The sequence below is a fragment of the Shewanella sp. SM20 genome (assembly GCF_025654545.1).
GTDB classification, from domain to species: Bacteria; Pseudomonadota; Gammaproteobacteria; order Enterobacterales; family Shewanellaceae; genus Shewanella; species Shewanella oncorhynchi.
Genome location: NZ_JAKKRK010000045.1, coordinates 13,863 through 33,477 on the forward strand (window position 1 = coordinate 13,863; position 19,615 = coordinate 33,477).

Below are 19,615 nucleotides of genomic sequence, written 5' to 3' on the forward strand. Positions count from 1 at the left end.
AATGGCAGGACTCAATAAAGTCGTCAGCAGCTATGAAGAAGCGTTAGCAAGCTTATCGAACGACATGACCATTATGGTCGGCGGCTTTGGCCTATGCGGCATTCCAGAAGGCTTAATCAATCAAATGGTTAAGATGGGCGTTAACGGCTTAACGGCGATATCAAACAACGCTGGCGTTGACGATTTCGGCCTTGGCTTACTGTTAAAACATCGCCAAATCGCCACTATGATCGCCTCTTACGTGGGTGAAAATGCCACCTTTGAGCAACAAATGCTCTCTGGCGAACTGAACGTGATTTTAACGCCCCAAGGCACATTAGCGGAAAAAATCCGCGCAGGCGGCGCAGGTATTCCGGCATTTTTCACCGCTACAGGCTACGGCACGCCAGTCGCTGATGGCAAAGAAACCCGCGAAATCAAAGGTCGCCATTACGTGTTAGAAGAGTCGCTGACCGCAGATTTTGCCTTAGTGCGCGCATGGAAAGCCGATACCATGGGTAATTTGGTATTCCGTAAAACCGCTGCCAACTTTAACCCTATGATGGCGACCGCGGGCAAAATCACTGTGGTTGAAGCCGAGTTTATTGTTGAGCCAGGCGAGCTAGACCCAGATCATATCCACACGCCGGGCATCTATGTTGACCGCGTTATTCAAGGCAAGTTCGAGAAACGTATCGAGCAGCGCACGGTAAAAGCCGCGAAATAAAAAGCGCTGGCAAAACCTTGAAACACAGTTAACGCAATTGGCACTTAGCTCCCTAAAGTAAAAAATTAAGGGTAAAAACCTAAGAGTAAAGGCCAAAGCGTCAAAGCCAAATAGAAAGGATAGATATCATGGCATTATCAAGAGAACAACTGGCTCAGCGCGTCGCCAAAGAATTAAAAGACGGCTACTACGTCAACCTTGGCATCGGCATTCCAACACTGGTGGCCAACTACATTCCCGAAGGCATGGAAGTCATGTTGCAATCGGAAAACGGCCTACTCGGCATGGGCGAATTCCCTACCGAAGACGCCATCGACCCAGATTTAATCAACGCGGGCAAACAAACCGTTACCGCAGTCAAAGGCGCCTCGTTTTTCTCATCGGCGGAAAGCTTTGCCATGATCCGTGGCGGCCATGTGGACTTAACCGTACTCGGCGCCTTTGAAGTCGATGTGAACGGCTCTATCGCCTCATGGATGATCCCCGGCAAACTCATCAAAGGCATGGGCGGTGCGATGGATTTAGTCGCGGGCGCCGAAAACATTATCGTGACTATGATGCACGCCGATAAATACGGCAATTCTAAGCTGCTACCCGTATGCGAATTGCCGCTGACTGGTTACGGCTGCATTAAACGCGTCGTCACAGATTTAGCCTTTATCGAAATCAAAGATGGCGCTTTCCATCTACTAGAGCGCGCGCCAGGCGTCAGCGTAGAAGAAATCGTCAGCAAAACCGCCGGCAAGTTAATCGTGCCAGAGCATGTACCAGAAATGGTGTTTTAAGCGTTCAGTTTAGCTTTGCTTCTTAACATCACTGCTCAAGTTTTATATATTAAAGCTCAGAAGATAATTCTGAGCTTTTTGTTTATCTAGCAATTAGTTAACGCTGCGACTTGAGAGCTAATCCTAGTCAATTGCACAACTCATTCATTAGATATGAATTACCTGATTAACTCATTAGAGTTGAGCAAATGACCTCTTGAAAAAGCGATAATACGCGCCAAATTGTAGGCTATAGCTCATTGCAGTTCGTGATAAGGATGCGGAACGAATACCTTAAGTCCTATAAAACACTAACTAATTGTATATATTAAACAATGCCAAAATAACACCTAAAAACTATCCGCACAAAGCCAGAGGAAAGCTTATGTACCAGATTGCGATTGTTATATTTGATGAATTTACCGATATCGATTTCTTCTTAATGCGCGATATTCTCGGCCGTACAAAAACCGATTGGACAGTAAAAGTACTCGGGACCAAACCTAGCCACATATCAAGCTTGGGGATGACGGTTGCAACCGATGGTCATGTGGCCGAAGTCGCTGATGCCGACGTAGTATTATTCAGCAGTGGTTACAAAGGCGTACCTGCGGCACTTGCTGATACTGAGTTTATGTCCGCCCTTAAATTAGATCCCACACGACAGTTGCTTGGCAGTATCTGCGCGGGGTCATTCTTCTTTGCCAAATTAGGGCTACTCGACAATCTCTCGGCAACGACTCACCCCGATGCAAAACCTGCCCTAGTTGCCATGGGCGTCGATGTAGAAGACTGCGCCCTCGTGATTAATGGCAATATTGCCACTGCGGGTGGCTGCTTGTCCTCACTCTATTTAACCGGCTGGATTGCGGAGCGCTTATTCGACAGTGCGAAACGCCGCGAAATTCACAGGCAGCTTATTCCTGCTGGGCAAACAGATATTTTTGAAGCATTAATCCAATCCTCCATCTCCGCGGCCATTCGTTAAAAGTGATGTAGATACTCTCGATGAATGAAAAGGATCCCATGATAAAACTTAAAAATCTTCTCGAGGCTATAAAAGCCGAGCATCAAATAACCACCCAGAATGAGCTTGTGGCTTTGCTATCGCAAAATGAATTACTCATTCAGCAAATCCAAGCTGCTGATGCGCAGTATTGGGTCAATTTTGCTAAGAATACCTTCGATGGTTGGTATTGCATTCGAACACCTATGCTCAGTACCTTTCATGTTTATTACCAAGAACGTGGGCAAAACTGTTGGGGAGAAGATGTTTTTACCGAGCAAAGTGAAGCCATAGCAGCGGTTATTTTTATGTCTGGTATTTGGGACCAAGTCCCCTAGCACTAAGCAAGTAAAAGCCTGCTCACTCATCCTATATTTTCACCTTCACGAATGGCGATATGTAACGAATCATTACGCGACTTTCAATATCGAAATCATCATGTTAGGGTGAGTGCTTAGATTGACTCATAATAACAGACACATTTTTAGCGCTCTGTTTAACTCTCTCATTGTCCAAAGGAGCGGTATCTATGGACTGGCTTATTATTGCACTCGCGGGCTTTTTAGGCGGCATGCTCAATGCAGTTGCCGGTGGAGGCAGTTTTATTACCCTTTTAGCGTTAGTGTTTGTCGGGGTTCCACCGATTGCGGCGAATGCCACGGGGACAGCCGCGCTGCTGCCTGGTTATATCGCCAGCGCATGGCGTTTTAGAAAGGATATCGAATATCCGGCGAGTCTTAGCCTTAAAAATCTGATCTTAATTGCTTTAATTGGCGGCAGTATTGGCGCGGGTATTTTGCTGACCACCAGCGAGCAAGTCTTCGCAAAGCTGATCCCTTGGCTGATTCTACTGGCCACCGCGGCCTTTATTGTTGGCCCTTGGTTGCTCAAACGAAGAATCGCTGAGCAAGGCGAAAACACCTCTACGCCAATGTTAAGTCCGATAACGGCACTGATAATGCTGTCGGCTGTGTGTATCTATGGCGGTTATTTTAATGGTGGCTTAGGCATCATACTACTCGCAAGCTTTGGCCTGATGGGGCAAACCAATCTACATGGGATGAACGGACTTAAAAATCTGATTTCAGCCCTGCTCACCGCCATCGCCGTTGTGGTTTATGCCGCGGGCAATGTTATCGATGGGCAATATCTGTTACTGCTTGCCGTTATGGCGATTGTCGGTGGTTATGTGGGGGCGGCGCTGGCCTACCGTATTTCACAGCCCTTGCTACGCGGCTTTATTGTGATCGTCGGTTTAGCAATGGCCTTAGGCTTTTTCATGCGCTAGTTTTTCATGCGTTAGTTTTCATACGTTAGGCTTTTGATTTGTGAAGCTTAAACTCATAAAAGCTGGACAGACGAATTTTCGATACAAGGTCTCGCCGATAAATTGCCCTTATGTGACTGACTTGTTACTCTGATCCATCCTATAGGAGAACACTGTGATTAAGGATAGCGATGAAACTGATGACCTTGAAGCTGAGGACCTTGAGACTGATTGACTTCTCCCCCAGCTGAAGCAAGGGGATTCTCAGAGCCATTACAGCTCAAAGACTAGGACAACCGTTAGGCTGCGACCTTTTCTTCTGCAAGACGGTCTAGCCCGACCGCGAGAATGTTTTTTGCTGCATTGATATCTCTATCATGCGCAGTCCCACATAGACTGCATGCCCACTCTCTTATTCCAAGCGATGTTCTACCTTTCGGACTGCTTGCGGGGATCTCCCCGCAGCACGAGCATCGCTGGGTTGTGTAAGCTTCGTTAACTTCTTCAAAAAAAATGCCTGCATGATTGCACTTGTATTCCAGCATGTTTTTTAACATTCCCCAGCCTGCATCTAAAACGGACTTGGCCATTTTAGTTTTTGCTAAGGCTTTGGAATTGACGTTGCCAACGAAAATCGCCGCATTCTCATTCGCGAGTTTGCGACTGTATTTGTGTAAATCATCATGACGAAGATTTTTAATCTTAGCGTGAATGGCTTTGGCTTTACGTTTATTTCTGGCGCGTTGCGCCAGGCCAAGCCTAGCTTGTAGCTTTCTATAATGACGCCCAGTCACGCCGTTGCCATTACTGTCCATTGCGGCTTGTTTACAGCCTAAATCAATGCCTACTGAGCTTTTACCGGTGCTTTGTGGTACATCTACCTCGACAACCACGTTGAAGTACCAGCGACCACGAGCGTCTTCATTAAATGAACCGGATTTAAAGGAATAGTTATTTAACCCATAACTATCCCACACCTTAAAATATTGGCGATTAAAACACACCTGACCGTTTTTGAAAGTGGCGGCGCCGGATTTAAAGGGCACCCAGCCAAGCGAGCGCTTAGCGCCACCGGATTTTCGCCAGTTAAGTCGTGATTTTTTGAACTGTTTTCGGCGAATGACGTATTCTTTGGATATTTCTTGAATGGTTTGGCTGTGCAGGCCAAGTTCTTTGCCTGATCCATTAGTGTATTTCTGCATGTCAAAATCAGACATAAAGATGCCTCGCTCTTTGATAGTGCGGTGGCTGAGTGCATTAAGATAATTCCAAACGAAATTGACACTTTTAGCCTGTCGACTCAGTGCAAATGCGTGATTATCTTTCACTCTTACTTTAAGTGTCTTGATAATTTTCATGCAGTTAAGATGCCTTGTGTACTTTACAAAATCAAGCAATATTTCACGAATAAGATTAATTAAGCAGCTACGCTGCTTGTGCTATTCATCCCCGACCTAAAAGTTCGGGGCATTCCGCGCAGATCGGTAAATTAATGCCAAAGACCTTGAAACTAAGCACCTTAAATCTTGCCCTGTGTCTTATTGCATGCTCACCGGCTATTTACACCGAAACCGCTAGCGCAGCGACCATTAGCGTCAAAACGGAAACGGGTAATATTCAGGTAAAAACCATAGCCCAAGGGTTAGAGAATGTCTGGGGTATGGCATTCTTACCCGACGGCAGTATGCTCGTGACTGAACGCGCCGGCAGAATGCGCATTGTCAGCACCGCAGGCAAAGTGGGTGAACCCTTAACGGGTTTACCGCCTATGTATGCCAAAGGTCAAGGTGGTTTACTTGATGTCGTGCTTGCGCCCGATTTTGCAAGCAGCAAAAAAATCTATTTCAGTTATTCAGAACCCGCTGAAGGTGATACGCTCAATAGCACAGCGGTCAGTTTTGCCACGCTCAATGGTAACAAGCTTGAAAATCTCACCCGCGTTTTTAGTCAACAACCTAAAGTCAACAGCGGCCACCATTTTGGATCTCGTTTAGTGTGGGCGCCTGATGGCACACTGTTTATCACACTCGGTGATCGCTATAGCGAAAAAGATAGCGCACAAACATTAGACAATCATTTAGGCAAAGTGGTGCGTATTCATGCCGATGGCTCAGTGCCTAAGGATAACCCCTTCGCCAATACGGTTGGCGCCTTACCCGAGATCTGGTCTATCGGTCATCGCAATATGCAAGGCGCGGCCATTAATCCCACCAGCAAAGTATTGTGGACGGGCGAGCATGGCCCCCAGGGCGGCGATGAACTCAATATCGACCAAGCGGCTAAAAACTATGGCTGGCCAGTGATTACCTATGGTGAGAATTATGGCGGCGGCAACATCGGCGAAGGTACCCATAAAACGGGAATGGAGCAACCCGTCTACAAATGGGTTCCGTCGATTGCCACGGCGGGCTTTATGTTTTACACAGGTGATAAATTTCCACAGTGGCAAAATAATCTGTTACTCGCCAGCCTAAAGGAAAAAACACTGGTGCGTTTAGTGCTTGATGGCGACAAGATAATTAAAGAAGAACGGCTGCTGAAAACTGAATTAGGGCAAAGATTACGCTCAGTCGTGCAAGGGCCAGATGGACTGATTTATCTCGTAACCGATGAAGCTAAATCAAAAATTTACCAGTTATCGCCGCAGTAATCTTAATCGCTGCACTTTTATCACAGTGCTTTAACTAACCCATGTTAACCACAGCAATAAACTCAATCGATAGAGAATTTAAGCCTTAAAACGACAAAGAGTGTTCATCTGGAACACTCTTTGTCGTTGGCGTGGCACTTATTAATTCATGCCTTTATTCGTTCACCACACACATGCCCTGCTCGGTTTGTACATAGGGAGCTAAAATAGGCATCATGCCCTTCATCACCTGCAATGGCAGCGCCGAAGTAAAACTAAAATCATCGGATTTACTGCCGGGCACGAAGGCGGTCAAAGTACCGAAGTATTTGTCACCTAGATAAAACACGAAGGTCGCAGTGCGGTTCATCGCCGTAGTCGCCACTTTTTTACCTTGCTGCATCTGAGTCACAATACGGTTATCACCGGTGCCGGTTTTCCCGCCTATGGCTAACATGCCACCTTTTTCATCGGTAAAAATGCCCTTTAAACGACGTGCGGTGCCGTTTTGCACTACGTTCGCCAGCGCTGCTTTTAAGGCTTGTGCTACTTCATGGCGCATTACCCGCTCACCTTGGGTGTTCTGATTCTGCAATCTCACTTCATAGGGCGTATCTGCGGCGAAATGCAGCTGATTGATACGCACTGTGGGCAAACGATAGCCGTCGTTTTGAATAATGCCCATCAGCTCGGCTAAGGCTGCGGGTCGGTCACCCGAGCTACCCAGTGCTGAGCCTAAGGATGGCACCATAGAATCAAAGGGATAACCTAAACGCGCCCAACGTTGATGTATGTCAAGGAAGGCTTCAACTTCAAGCATCACTTGCACTCGTACGTCACGGGCGTTTTTATGCCGCGTCCTAAACAACCAACGGTAAACCTCTTGACGTTGTGCTTCACTCGCCTGCTTAACATCGTTCAAGTTGGCATCAGGATTATGATTAAGGTAATCCAGCACCCACAATTCCAAGGGATGCACCCGTGCGATATAGCCTTGATCTGGCAAATTATATTTATCCGGACCGTACTTGTTATATAAGCTCTTAATACGACCATCGGTATAGCTTACCTGTGGCAGTCTTTGCTTCAAGAAAGCCTTAAATGCCGCCATAGGTTCATCGGGCAGTAAATAGCGATACGCCGCCGTCAACTGCTGCTCCGACTGGGACAAACCGTCAAAAAACATGTCGAAACGCTCATTCGCAGCCACTTTTTTGTACTTGCGATAAAACTTAGTAACGAAGGTATTACCTTCTCTATCAGCAAATACCCGCAGATATTCGTCACGGCGCGGATCTTTATCATTACGCAGCAACTGGGCCATATTGCCCTCGTTTTGCATACTACTGCTGTAATTCACGATATCGCGCATGAGACGCACAAACGGCAAGTTAACCGAATCCTGCAGGGCTTGGTAAAGTGTTGGCGTTTTTAAATCTTCTGTTTTTTTAAAGTTATTAAATACATGCAACCCACCACCGGTAAAAAATTGTTCACTGGTTGAGGCCGAATATTCTCGCTGTAACGCCGCATCTAACATGCGGTCTAAACGTCTGTCGGGATTCAAAATCAAGTAATCAATCGCCCAACGGGTTAAATGATCCCTAGGTTCGATAATGATGGATTCCAATTCAATCCCATGTTTCTTGGAATACTTGTCGTGGATCTCGGCAATGATTTCTAAGTAGGTCGCCATCACCCGCAATTTAGCGGTTGAGCCCAATTCCAACTTGCTGCCCTCGTTAATATCAAAAGGCTGATCAGTACTATCCGTCTGCACTCTAACTCGGTTGGCGGTATCAGTGCGCTCATAAAGCGTAAAGCTATACAGCACGTTTTGCAGTTGGCTTGGGTCGAGTAACCGTTCGCCAAGCAGACCCACTTGCTCCGCGGTAGGCACTTGCGCCAGACTGCGTAAGTAGTGACTGACTTTCTGCTGTAAGTCACTGTGTAAGCTACTATTGACCGTCAAATCAAGCCTGTCTAAATCATACAGCCCCACATTTAACATGCCAGCGGTGCGAATGCGAACTGTGTTCACGCCCTTATCTGCGCCAGATTGGGTATTACGCTGCGGCTTGGCGACCTTAAACTGCAATTTCTGCGCGAGTGCAGCATCACGTAGACCACGATCAATCAAATAATACTGGCCGAGTAAACGGATATGGCTATCGACTAAGTTTTCAAGATCTTCATGACCTTGTAATAGATAGTAGGACGGACGACGTTGGGCGATCATCAAGGCAACCACTTGTCGGAATACTTGTCCGCGCTTGGTGGCATTACCTTTGATCTGCGGCGATGCTAACAGCTTGTTTGCAGTATCGAAATCGGTACCAAACCACGCCCACAGTCCATCACCAATACCATGAACTTCACCATGATTTGGCGCCGAAGATAATGGCACGGTATTCAGATAATCTTGAACGATGCGCTTACGAGCAGGTTCAGTGTTTTCACCTTGTTGGTACACGCGCACACTGGCCGAGCCAATTTGCAGTAACTTATCTTTAATACTCAAGGTTAAACCTTGGGAAGAATGGCGGAATTTCTCAATCTGAGTCGCGAGTGTACTGCCACCCGCGGTAGAGACATTCATACCAACCATTTCAGCAATTTGGCTCATGCCAGCCACCACAAAACGTGGCCAGTCGATCACCGGATTGAGTTTCTCTTCCGTCGTCCATAACTCGCGGTTTTCAATAAACAGTAAAGTATTAACGATTTCATTGGGGATCTTATCGTCGTCCTGATAAACCCGTTTAGGATAGGCAAATTCGTATAAATCAGTATTGCGGCAATCGAGCAGCGTCAACCCAGATTGAGCCTTTTCATGGTAAGGCGGAAAAAATCCAAGTTGAGCGTATTCCTGCAACGCTGGCGAAAACGCCACTTGTTGCGTTACCTGAAAATTCCGTTGCAATAACCTATCAATATACTGAGGTAACTTACTGTAGCCATGGCGCTCATCAAAAGGACCATAACTAGGATAAATAACCGCTTGGCTCGGTGAGCTTTCTAATTCATAGGTGAGCGTCTTAGCATATTGATTGATGAATTTTGCTTGGTAAAACGAAGTTTTAACCTCAAGTCCAATCAGCAATGCAGCGCAGCAAATCAGAATAAAAAATAAGAACCAGACCCTGCCCTTTGATCTGGCTTTACGCGGCGGCTTAACCTTAGCTTTAGGCTCAGGTTGTGGTGGACGAGGACGATAATTTTCGAACTTCATCTCTGATGTGGAATTAGGCAAAACAGCTCCAAAAAAACACTAAAATATTCATCTTTCATGCAACTCAGCAAATCCGTTGCCACTCAGTAAAGCAAGATATCAAACTCATCTAGCCATTATCCGGCTCTATTAATTAGTCTTAGTACCCATTATGTTCCACACTTTATCAAACCTAACTTCACTGTAAAGAAGGGTGCCTGTGACCCACAACCGCCACTAATCAATACTAATGTTAAGCTGATAGTACATTTTGCCAAATATTAATTTGTTGATATCAAGGTATTTTCAGCGCTTAAGGCAACAGACAGTATGACTTAAAAACAAAACGAGCTAATTTAAGTCGCACAAAAAGAATGAGTCGCTCAATAATCACACTATTAACGAAGCCTCATCCCACATATTCATGCGCATCCCAGATAAATTCACGAAAATGTTTGCGACAGACAGACTCGTAACTTTCATTACCACCAATCGCCACTTGCTCACCCTCGCGCATCACCTTGCCTTCACCATCAAGACGCACCACCATGTTAGCCTTACGTCCACAATGGCAAATAGTCTTCAACTCAACTAATTTATCAGCCCAAGCTAATAAATAATGACTGCCGCTAAAAAGTTCGCCTTGAAAGTCCGTTCTTAAGCCATAGCAGAGTACAGGAATATCAATATTATCGACCACATGCGTCAGCTGCTTAACCTGTTCTTTACTCAAAAACTGACACTCATCCACAAGCACACAACTTAATGGCGTAGCTTGATGCACATCGCTAATCATTTGAGTTAAATCATCTTGGCTACTAAATACCTGTGCTTCGGTTTCAATGCCAATACGTGAGGCCACTTTACCTTTGCCATATCTGTCATCTATGGAGGCTGTCATGACCAAAGTATTCATACCGCGTTCACGGTAGTTATAGGATGACTGTAATAGGGAAGTGGATTTACCCGCGTTCATTGCCGAATAATAAAAATACAATTGAGCCAAGACTTATACCCTTTAAAAACGTTATCGCTTACGCGTCTGCTACCAGAGCCAAATTGAGCGCTAGTCTAACATTGCGCTTCACATCAGAACACTAGCAGCCGCTAAGCTTTTATCATGAAATTCTGCAATGACACCAACTTATCAATCATTTTAATCCCCAATCGCCTCCTGAAATATTTCTAGTCCACTTCATTTAATACTCCTCCCTGCAAAAAACATAAAAAACGCCCCGATGCCGTTCAATTGTTAATGAAAGCTTAACTGAAACTTAAATGTTGTTTCATAAGGAAAAATTAGTAAAAGTTAAATTTAAAAAGTGCGATCTACCTCCAAAGTAATAGGTATAAATGGGCTTGCGCTCAAAAAACAAACACAAATTTAACAGTAATATTTCATTCGAGACAAAACGTGCTCAATTAAAAAAAGAAAAGTATTCGATAGCTTGCAAATTGAGACCAACGGTCAAAGCACTAATCTACCCTGCAAACTTTAGTGCTCCACTCCGTCCTTTATTCGCATATTGGATCAAATGAAGATTATGATGAGAATTTTCACCTCTAGAAAACTGGCATATTTAGTTGCCTTAGCACTAACTGGCGCCCTTGTTGGCTGTGGCGATGATGGTAAAGATGGTGTGGATGGAGCACCAGGAACGCCCGGTATCCCTGGAACACCTGGTACGCCAGGAACACCCGGTGAGCCAGGAACACCGCCCCCTGTCACCAGTTCTACTATGACTAACGTCAAAGTGATCAACTATAGCTTTGGCGAAGGCAGTACCACTTACGAATTTGAAATTACAGATGAAAATAACAACCCAATCAATGGATTGGTTGCCGTTCAAGCTAAGGTCGCCGCATTAACCGAAAAAGGATTTATCAATAATCGCACAGAAAGTGCAATTGATGGTAAAGAGGATAATGTGCATATTGGTGGTGCAGTCTCTCAAGCAACAGAAGGTGCTGTACTGACCACACTAGGCGATGGGCATTACACATTCAGTGCGCCAATGCTAGGTGTTAATGTTGGCACTGAAGGGATTGTTTGGTTAAAAGTCGGTGGCGATAAAACCACAGGCATTGCAAGTTCTGCTGAACTAGTGGTAAATAAGCCTGAAGGTGCTTTCTCTACCACCACTGAAGCTTGTTATTCTTGTCACATCGATTATGCAAACGGCAATGGCAAACACTCAAGTCATGTAGCTCAAGGCATGGAAGGTGAGGTAACCTTTGTTGAAGGCTGTTTAGTCTGTCACGGTTCTGTAAGCAAAGGCGTGAAAAATGCCGAAGGTTTCTCTATCGGTGGTTACGCAACCAATACACTTTCAAAAATAGGTCATATCAATCACCAAGATTTTACTAAAGACTTTTCAGTACAAAACTGTACATCTTGTCACGTTGAAGCACCTAAAAACATAAACGTAGCTGGACCAGGTTGTATTGATTGCCATGACAGTGGTGGCGTACCTGGGGCTATTCTCCCAAGTGATGGTGCGGATTTACGCATTATGCACGAAAGCAAAGCGGGTATAACAGAACGCCAAGCCATTCGTGCTAAATACAAAGTAAGTCTATCTACGCCTGTTAAAGTAGCTGATATATCTACAAAAGCTGACCACGTTGCAGAAGACTGGAGTAGCACTGGTAGTAATAGGCCTAACCCAGTTACAGTGCCTGCAGAAGAAGGCTTTTGTACTACATTAACGGTTAAAGATGTTGATGGTAACATCTTCAATATTAAAGATAAGTTCAACTACTCAAACCCTCTAGTGTTTAATGCCGCTAAACCAATCGTCTATGCAGGTGCCTATTTACATTCCTATGAAAATGGCAGCCTAGTGGGACGCCCTGGTAACCGCACTAACTACTTCTATGGCTATAACACCGATGGCACTAAAAACATTTGCCACTCTAACATCGATACGGCCGCAGTAAATGCTAACTATGTTTATTCTGCCCGCGTAACATTCAGTACCGCTGGTTGGATGGAATATGATGGAAATGCTCGTTATTACAGTGATGGCAAGCTAAGAGCGACAGGTTATGATGGCTCTATGGGCATATCTTTCACCGCTTACTCTGACGTTGTTAACCCAACGACTGGTGCAAAAGTCTCAGCCTTTGGCCGCCGCTCAGTGGTTAGCGATAACAGTTGTACTACTTGTCACAACGATGCCACTGCGTTCCACAAAAATGGTGCCTTCGATGAAGGTGGTAAAGCTTGTATTGCCTGCCATGACAACGGCATGGAACGTACTTCAGCTGCACTAGGCGCAGGTTTTGGTCCTATGGTACACAGCTGGCACTGGGGTAATGGTGCGAAAGTGGGTGAAGTCGTTGCTGACAAAGATGGCAACCGTGTAATCACAGCTAACAGCGCAAGTGTAATTGAAGCCTCTACTAGCTGCGTTGCCTGTCACGAAAAAGCGATTGATTTAGGTAAAGTGCCAAATCAATATATCCTTGAAAAACAAGGTAGCAACAAAATGACAAGCCCAGTCACCGCTAACTGTTATGCCTGCCACACTAGCGATTCAGCTAAGGCGCATATGGCAAGCAACGGTGGTGAAATCAGCATACCAAAGGTTGCTGACTGGTTTAAACAACCGACCTCTGAATCCTGTGCAGTATGTCATGACACAGGTAGAAGTTCTGGTATTGATAAATACCACAAGTTTACTCGCTAATTAATCATCTCATCATCGCGTGATTAAGAAGTAAGTAAAAAGCGGTACCTATTTTCCCTGCAAGGAAATAGCCAAAGGAGTCTCGCTAATGCGAGGCTCCTTTTTTACTTAGACATTACCCGATAACAAGCCATTTTCAGCCCTATTTAAGTTACTAACGTTACAGTCCTAAAAAAACAACAATTCAAAGGAAGTCACTCAATTATGCGTAAAAGTTTTATTGCCATCGCCATCGGCGCCACTCTCACCGCCGGATTCATGGCAGGTTGCAGCAGCACAGAAACTAAAGCACCTAACGTTATCTCGGTACCAACCCAAAACCCGCTGTTCCAAGCCAGTAACCTGCAATATCAAGCCCCTGATTTTAGCCTCATTAAGAATGAGCACTTCGCGCCAGCCCTAGAGCAAGGCATGGCAGAGCAGTACCAAGAAATTCTCGCAATAGCCAATAATCCGGCAGCAGCAACCTTCGATAATACGATAGTGGCTATGGAGAAAAGCGGCGCCCTACTCAACCGTGCATCAAGCGTGTTTTATAATTTAGCAGGGTCGAATAGCAATCCAGAACTGCGTAAAATCCAAGGCGAAATGGCGCCCAAAATGGCAGCCCACTCAGATAATATCAACTTAAACCCAACGCTATTTGCGCGTATTGAAGCCATCTATAACGACCGTACCAACATAGGGTTAACCCCAGAAGCCGTACGTTTGGTTGAGGTATATCACCAACGCTTTATCATGGCTGGCGCTAAACTTACCGATGAACAAAAAGTTAAAATCCGCGCGTTAAATGAAGAACAATCAACACTAACGAATGAGTTCTCTCAGCGTTTATTGCGCTTAACCAAAGAAATCGCCGTTCTGGTGGATTCAAAAAGTGAACTTGCTGGATTAACCGACGGTGAAATCACTTCAGCCGCGAACGATGCCAAAGCGGCAGGTCACGATGGCAAGTATCTGATTAACATCACCAACACCACTCGCCAACCTGTGTTGGCATCACTGGAAAACCGTGAGCTACGCCAGCATATTTGGGAAGCCTCAGCGAACCGTGGCTTAACTGGTGAAAACGAAACTGCGTCGCTGGTATCTCGTTTAGCGCAACTGCGCGCTGAGCGCGCCACCCTATTAGGTTATGAAAACTGGGCGAGTTATCGCCTAGCGCCGCAAATGGCCAAAACGCCAGAAGCGGTTTACAGTATGTTTGGCTCTATGGTGCCAGCCGTAGTCGCTAATACAGAGAAAGAAGCGGCCGATATTCAAGCTATGATCGACAAGACTGGCGGCAAATTTGAACTGGCGCCATGGGACTGGGAATTCTACGCCGAGAAAGTCCGCCAAGAAAAATACGCCCTCGATGCCAATAGCATCCGCCCATACTTCGAATTTAACCGTGTGCTCGAAGACGGCGTATTCTACACACTCAAAGAACTCTATGGCGTCACCTTAAAACCACGCCCAGATTTACCGGTTTACCATCCCGATGTGAAAGCCTACGAAATGTTTGATGCCGATGGCTCAAGCATGGCCATTTTCTACGCCGACTATTTTGCCCGTGAAGGTAAACGTGGTGGCGCTTGGATGAGTTCGTTCGTCGGTCAATCCTTCCTCGAAGGCACTAAACCTGTGGTCGTCAACGTGATGAACATAAAGAAAGCGCCCGAAGGTGAACCCACCTTCGTCAGCTATAACGAAGTCACTACTATGTTCCATGAAATGGGTCACGGCACCCACGGCATGTTTTCTAAAGTGACTTATCCAAGTCTGGCGGGCACCTCGGTTTCACGCGACTTTGTCGAATTCCCATCGACGTTTGAAGAAGATTGGGCCGCCCATCCAAAAGTGTTAGCGAACTACGCGAAACACTATGAAACGGGCAAACCCATTCCCGATGAACTGCTGCAAAAACTACTGAAATCTGGCAGCTTCAACCAAGGCTTTGACACTCTAGAATACATGGCCGCCGCATTAGTAGACATGGAATGGCATTCATTAAGCCCAGATACGCCGCTGCAAGATGTACCAACCTTTGAAGCCAATGCCCTGAAAAAGCACGGCTTAAACATTAGTGCCGTACCTCCGCGTTATAAGTCGACCTATTTTGCCCATGCCTTCCCCGGCGGTTACTCGGCAAGTTATTACGCTTATATGTGGAGTGAGATTTTAGCGGCGGATGCGTTTGCCTATGTACAAACCCAAGGCGGGCTCAATCGTGAAATCGGCATGAAGTACCGCAAAACGATCCGTGAAGTGGGTAATAGCATAGCGCCAATGGACGCCTACAAAAACTTCCGCGGACAAGAGCCAACCACGGAAGGCTTACTTAAACGCCGCGGTCTAGATCAAGCACGCTAAGCTAAGAGTTGGTAGCCTTAATGCGGTAGGCTAAAGATAAAGACAAACTCAGCCTTAACCAAAAAAATCAGCCAGCATAATGCTGGCTGATTTATTTTGACTTATTTGACGTGAACGTTTGCAGTGAAAGGTTTCAATTAACGTCTAGCTAATTGCGCCTTTAGATTTGATTTTAAGTACGATAATACTGATCACAAATGCCACACTACAAGCAACTAAACCCGCGACAACAGACTCGGTAAATCCAAGTGCCACATAACCCACTAAGCTAATAAACGCCGCAATGAGTGCATAAGGTAGCTGGGTTACCACATGGTCGATGTGGTGGCAACTGGCGCCCGTAGACGACAAGATAGTCGTGTCGGAAATTGGCGAGCAATGATCGCCAAATACAGCACCCGCCAGCACAGAGGCAAGCATAGGCAACATCATGCCAGTGTGACTTCCCATCGCCATATCAGCAGCAATCGGCAACATGATCCCGAACGTACCCCAGCTAGTACCGGTTGAGAACGCGGTAATACCTGCTAGCACAAACATTAAGGCGGGTAAAAACGCGAACGGAATATTTCCTGTTGCTAAACTCGCCATAAACTTACCGGTTTCGAGTTGACCAATCACACCTGCGATTGTCCAAGCAAATAACAGGATGTAAATCGCCGGCAGCATAGAGCGAGCGCCCTGCACTATACCTTTGACTATCATCAATTTCTCAACGCCTTGCACTAAATTCAATATCAGCGAAACCGCTAGACCAATTAATGCACCAAAGAAAAGTGATGAACTGACATCGGTTTTCTCAAAAGCAGAAATAATATTAAATTCAATCCCTTCCGCCGCGAGTACTTGAGCGCCACTGTTAATCATGAAATAGAGGGTTGCAAATACCAACACGGTAATCGGCAGGAACAAACCTAAAATCTTACCGGTTTCGGCTTCAGGTAAATCCGCGTTCGCCCCAGGCGGTAATCCTTTAGACTCATCGTATAAATTACCACGTTGGGCATTGAGCTCATGCTCACGCATTGGCCCAACATCTAATCCCATAAAGACAACAAAAAGTAATAATAACAAGGAGAAGATTGCGTAAAAGTTCATCGGGATCATTTGAATAAAAATACTCAAATGACCCGTATCAGCAAAACCATGGGCAGTTAATATCCCGCCAATGAGTGCGATAATATAAGCGCCCCAGCTCGAAACTGGAGATATAACGCACACAGGCGCCGCAGTAGAATCTAATAAATAAGCTAACTTAGCGCGGGAAACATAATAACGATCGGTAACAGGTCGAGCGACCGAACCAACAACTAAACTATTGAAATAATCATCAATAAAAACTACGCAACCTAAAAACATGGTCAATAGTTTAGCGTCACGTTTATTACGTATATGTAAACGAGCCCAATCGGCAAAAGCCCGCGCGCTGCCACTTACGGTAATTAACGCAGTGATCATTCCCAGTACAATTAAGAAACCGAGAATATATAAGTTCCACGAATTTAGACCTTTATCAGTCCAAAAAAGCCCTTTAACGCCATTAAATACAAACTCACCCGTTGCTAAAGGTGAAAATTGATTGAGCAATAAAGCACCAATTAAAATACCTAACCCCAAAGAAAGCAGTACACGGCGAGTCAAGATCGCCAACACGATAGCCACCGCAGGCGGCAACAAGGAAAGTGCCGAATCGGCATAATTCATAACAGTCATTGATTATTATCTTCGTTAAATACGAATGGAGGGCGACTGAACTGGTGGGAAAAGGCAATAGATACCCAAGGTCACCTGTCCTATCAGTAGCGCTCCATAGTAACTATTCCCAATATCCATATCGGAAAATACTATGGCAGTGCTGCACCTATTAGGTACAACCCCAGCAGTTGATCGTGATAAATCGAACCACTTCGGCACCAAATCCTTTCGCAATCGATCAACGGAATCACCCTACTGATCACTACTAATATTTGGCGCGCCTCTACTTCTAAGAACGCCCTTGCACGGGCGTGAGGCACATAAAAACATAAGCGGCTTAGCAGATGCTACCGCAAAGCCACTTAATGTGACCTAGATCACAGATAAAATCAACTGAGACTTGTAATCAGCTCAGGAACCGCCTCAAACAGATCTGCAACGAGTCCATAATCGGCAACTTGAAAAATCGGCGCTTCAGGATCTTTGTTGATTGCAACGATGACTTTAGCGTCTTTCATGCCGGCTAAATGTTGAATCGCGCCAGAAATACCGACGGCAATATACAAGTTTGGCGCAACGATTTTACCGGTTTGACCCACTTGTAAATCGTTAGGCACAAAACCTGCGTCAACTGCAGCGCGTGATGCGCCAACTGCTGCGCCGAGCTTATCAGCAAGTTGCTCCAACATGCCGAAGTTTTCACCACTGCCCATGCCTCGGCCACCAGATACGATAATGCCAGCATTGCCTAACTCTGGACGGGCAGAAACTGTCAGCGATTGAGAAACAAACTGAGTTCTCGCTTCAAACACTTTATCGAGTGTCGTCACAGCCGCACTGTTACCTTCTGGCGCAGCGTCAAACGCACTGGCGCGCACTGTCATCACTTTAATGGAATCATGGCTTTGCACTGTCGCTAAGGCGTTACCCGCATACACAGGGCGCACAAAGGTATCGGCATTGACAACAGTAATGACTTCTGAGATTTGCGCGACATCTAATAATGCCGCCACGCGCGGAAGCGTGTCCTTACCTAAACTTGAAGCCGAGGCCAGAATGTGACCATAGTTTGGCGCTAAGTCCGCCAGCAATTTGGCAAAATTTTCCGCTAAATGCGCTTCATACACGCTGGCATCGGCAACGAGTACTTGGCTAACGCCTTGTAGTGCCTGCGCCGCTTGGACAACCGCGCCACATTGGTGACCCGCAACCAAGACATGTACTTCATCGCCTATGGCACGGGCGGCGGTAACAATTTTTGCAGTATCGAGTTTCAATGCAGCATTATCATGTTCAGCTAATACTAAAATGGCCATTTAGATCACCTTCGCTTCATTTTTTAACTTTTCAACTAGCTCAGCTACCGACGCTACCATGATGCCCGCTTTACGTTCAGCTGGCGGAGTGACCTTCACAATCGTTTGGTGACTCTTTAACGTCACACCTAAGTCTGCCACAGTAAATACTTCTAATGGCTTACGCTTGGCTTTCATTATGTTAGGCAGTGAAGCGTAACGGGGTTCGTTCAAACGTAAATCGGCGGTCACAACAGCAGGTAAAGGCAGTTTAAGAGTTTGCATGCCGCCGTCAATTTCACGGGTGACTTGTAATGTATTCGCTTCTAATTTGATTTCTGAAGCAAAGGTCGCCTGTGGCATATCCATTAACGCGGCAAACATTTGGCCAGTTTGGTTATTATCACCATCGATGGATTGCTTACCAAAAATCACCAGCTCTGCTTGTTCTTTGTCTTGTACCGCTTTGAGCAATTTGGCGATAGACACTGGCACGAGATCTTCTTCAGTATCGATATGAATTGCACGATCTGCGCCTAATGCAAGCGCGGTACGCAGTTGTTCTTGCACGGCTTTATTACCAATACTGACAACAACCACTTCAGTAGCGCTACCCGCTTCTTTTAAACGAACCGCTTCTTCTACTGCGATTTCACAAAAAGGGTTCAACGCCATTTTTAGATTTGCAGTGTCAACACTTGTATTGTCAGCTTTGACCCTGACCTTCACATTGGCATCAACAACGCGCTTAACGGGCACCAATACTTTCATAGGGTTTCCTTCCTACACTTTCATGTACATGGACAAAACATTGGTTAATACCAATGCAGGATAGAGCAACTTTACGTCCTGTTAACGTTAACGTCAACCAAAGTCAAACGCCTGTTTGTATTTTTTAATCCGCTGCAACGGCCACTTTTTTGGACACTTATTTGAGGGAATAAGAAAAGTTCAAAAAATAAATAATATTTAATTTCCTTAAAACGCATAATTTT

General features: G+C 45.6%; 14 protein-coding genes and 1 riboswitch. Of the genes, 8 read left to right on the forward strand and 6 right to left on the reverse strand.

The annotated features are described in order from the left end of the window. Position 1 precedes the first annotated feature (1 nt). The 5 genes from L5M18_RS17125 (at position 2) to L5M18_RS17145 (ending at position 3,764) form a co-directional block, all read left to right on the forward strand. The gene (locus tag L5M18_RS17125; protein WP_263197913.1) at positions 2–706 is read left to right on the forward strand and encodes a CoA transferase subunit A; all 705 of its coding nucleotides are present in this window, start codon (positions 2–4) and stop codon (positions 704–706) included. A 128-nt stretch (positions 707–834) separates the two neighbouring features. Further along, a complete protein-coding gene (locus L5M18_RS17130; protein WP_173243940.1) occupies positions 835–1,491 on the forward strand; it encodes a 3-oxoacid CoA-transferase subunit B in 657 nt (218 codons plus the stop codon). A gap of 364 nt (positions 1,492–1,855) precedes the next feature. Continuing rightward, positions 1,856–2,458 carry a DJ-1/PfpI family protein gene (locus L5M18_RS17135; protein WP_263197915.1) on the forward strand — a complete coding sequence of 201 codons (603 nt, stop codon included), beginning with the start codon at positions 1,856–1,858 and terminating at the stop codon, positions 2,456–2,458. A 38-nt stretch (positions 2,459–2,496) separates the two neighbouring features. Further along, a complete protein-coding gene (locus tag L5M18_RS17140; protein WP_212600851.1) occupies positions 2,497–2,814 on the forward strand; it encodes a cytoplasmic protein in 318 nt (105 codons plus the stop codon). Between the two features lie 191 nt (positions 2,815–3,005). Then, complete coding sequence (locus L5M18_RS17145; RefSeq protein WP_105252043.1) at positions 3,006–3,764, forward strand: sulfite exporter TauE/SafE family protein; 759 nt, start codon at positions 3,006–3,008, stop codon at positions 3,762–3,764. A 278-nt stretch (positions 3,765–4,042) separates the two neighbouring features. Here L5M18_RS17145 and L5M18_RS17150 read toward each other — a convergent pair whose 3' ends face one another. Then, positions 4,043–5,101 carry an RNA-guided endonuclease InsQ/TnpB family protein gene (locus L5M18_RS17150; protein ID WP_263197918.1) on the reverse strand — a complete coding sequence of 353 codons (1,059 nt, stop codon included), beginning with the start codon at positions 5,099–5,101 and terminating at the stop codon, positions 4,043–4,045. Between the two features lie 134 nt (positions 5,102–5,235). On the opposite strand from L5M18_RS17150, the gene L5M18_RS17155 reads away from it, so the two are divergent. Continuing rightward, entirely contained in the window at positions 5,236–6,393 is a 1,158-nt protein-coding gene (locus tag L5M18_RS17155) for a PQQ-dependent sugar dehydrogenase (RefSeq protein WP_263197919.1), read from the forward strand. A gap of 154 nt (positions 6,394–6,547) precedes the next feature. On the opposite strand, the gene L5M18_RS17160 is transcribed toward L5M18_RS17155, so the two are convergent. Then, complete coding sequence (locus L5M18_RS17160; RefSeq protein ID WP_131523137.1) at positions 6,548–9,625, reverse strand: transglycosylase domain-containing protein; 3,078 nt, start codon at positions 9,623–9,625, stop codon at positions 6,548–6,550. Between the two features lie 367 nt (positions 9,626–9,992). Then, positions 9,993–10,589, reverse strand: coding sequence for a thymidine kinase (locus tag L5M18_RS17165; protein WP_028761119.1), 597 nt, complete (start codon positions 10,587–10,589; stop codon positions 9,993–9,995). Positions 10,590–11,130: 541 nt separating this feature from the next. On the opposite strand from L5M18_RS17165, the gene L5M18_RS17170 reads away from it, so the two are divergent. Both L5M18_RS17170 and L5M18_RS17175 read left to right on the forward strand, forming a co-directional pair. Further along, positions 11,131–13,275 (forward strand): multiheme c-type cytochrome, encoded by a 2,145-nt coding sequence (locus L5M18_RS17170; RefSeq protein WP_263197943.1) that lies wholly within the window; start codon positions 11,131–11,133, stop codon positions 13,273–13,275. Between the two features lie 204 nt (positions 13,276–13,479). Then, the gene (locus tag L5M18_RS17175) at positions 13,480–15,630 is read left to right on the forward strand and encodes a M3 family metallopeptidase (protein ID WP_263197920.1); all 2,151 of its coding nucleotides are present in this window, start codon (positions 13,480–13,482) and stop codon (positions 15,628–15,630) included. A 144-nt stretch (positions 15,631–15,774) separates the two neighbouring features. Here L5M18_RS17175 and L5M18_RS17180 read toward each other — a convergent pair whose 3' ends face one another. The 3 genes from L5M18_RS17180 to L5M18_RS17190 form a co-directional block, all read right to left on the reverse strand. Beyond that, positions 15,775–17,343 carry a Na+/H+ antiporter NhaC family protein gene (locus tag L5M18_RS17180; RefSeq protein ID WP_028761122.1) on the reverse strand — a complete coding sequence of 523 codons (1,569 nt, stop codon included), beginning with the start codon at positions 17,341–17,343 and terminating at the stop codon, positions 15,775–15,777. A 79-nt stretch (positions 17,344–17,422) separates the two neighbouring features. After that, positions 17,423–17,619: riboswitch (Lysine riboswitch) on the reverse strand. A 95-nt stretch (positions 17,620–17,714) separates the two neighbouring features. Then, entirely contained in the window at positions 17,715–18,641 is a 927-nt protein-coding gene (locus L5M18_RS17185; RefSeq protein ID WP_263197921.1) for an electron transfer flavoprotein subunit alpha/FixB family protein, read from the reverse strand. Continuing rightward, positions 18,642–19,391: an electron transfer flavoprotein subunit beta/FixA family protein gene (locus tag L5M18_RS17190; RefSeq protein WP_263197924.1), complete on the reverse strand. Its 750-nt coding sequence runs from the start codon at positions 19,389–19,391 to the stop codon at positions 18,642–18,644. Positions 19,392–19,615 lie beyond the last annotated feature (224 nt).

Coding starts and splice junctions, on each gene's coding strand:
- L5M18_RS17125 (WP_263197913.1), top strand. CDS start 2: ATGGCAGGACTCAATAAAGTCGTCAGCAGCTATGAAGAAGCGTTAGCA.
- L5M18_RS17130 (WP_173243940.1), top strand. CDS start 835: ATGGCATTATCAAGAGAACAACTGGCTCAGCGCGTCGCCAAAGAATTA.
- L5M18_RS17135 (WP_263197915.1), top strand. CDS start 1,856: ATGTACCAGATTGCGATTGTTATATTTGATGAATTTACCGATATCGAT.
- L5M18_RS17140 (WP_212600851.1), top strand. CDS start 2,497: ATGATAAAACTTAAAAATCTTCTCGAGGCTATAAAAGCCGAGCATCAA.
- L5M18_RS17145 (WP_105252043.1), top strand. CDS start 3,006: ATGGACTGGCTTATTATTGCACTCGCGGGCTTTTTAGGCGGCATGCTC.
- L5M18_RS17150 (WP_263197918.1), bottom strand. CDS start 5,101: ATGAAAATTATCAAGACACTTAAAGTAAGAGTGAAAGATAATCACGCA.
- L5M18_RS17155 (WP_263197919.1), top strand. CDS start 5,236: ATGCCAAAGACCTTGAAACTAAGCACCTTAAATCTTGCCCTGTGTCTT.
- L5M18_RS17170 (WP_263197943.1), top strand. CDS start 11,131: ATGAGAATTTTCACCTCTAGAAAACTGGCATATTTAGTTGCCTTAGCA.
- L5M18_RS17175 (WP_263197920.1), top strand. CDS start 13,480: ATGCGTAAAAGTTTTATTGCCATCGCCATCGGCGCCACTCTCACCGCC.
- L5M18_RS17180 (WP_028761122.1), bottom strand. CDS start 17,343: ATGACTGTTATGAATTATGCCGATTCGGCACTTTCCTTGTTGCCGCCT.
- L5M18_RS17185 (WP_263197921.1), bottom strand. CDS start 18,641: ATGGCCATTTTAGTATTAGCTGAACATGATAATGCTGCATTGAAACTC.
- L5M18_RS17190 (WP_263197924.1), bottom strand. CDS start 19,391: ATGAAAGTATTGGTGCCCGTTAAGCGCGTTGTTGATGCCAATGTGAAG.